Raw genomic sequence first — 211 nt, forward strand, 5'->3', positions numbered from 1 at the left:
CTCGTGCGTCTGCATGACGCCCACCGGACGGCCGGACTGCACCAGCATCGTCTCGTCCTGCTTCAGCGTCCGCAGGGTGCGCTGCATCGCGTCGAAGGAACGCCAGTCGCGGGCGGCCTTGCCGGTGCCGCCGTAGACGACGAGCTTGTCCGGGTGCTCGGCGACCTCCGGGTCCAGGTTGTTCTGGAGCATCCGCAGGGCGGCCTCCTGC

Annotated in this window: 1 pseudogene; it reads right to left on the bottom strand. The window is 70.1% G+C overall.

The window, feature by feature from the left end:
- Positions 1 to 211: pseudogene (locus IG84_RS38655) on the bottom strand (urocanate hydratase); the annotation flags it as partial.

The sequence above is a fragment of the Streptomyces ochraceiscleroticus genome (genome assembly GCF_000720485.1).
Lineage (GTDB): Bacteria > Actinomycetota > Actinomycetes > Streptomycetales > Streptomycetaceae > Streptomyces > Streptomyces ochraceiscleroticus.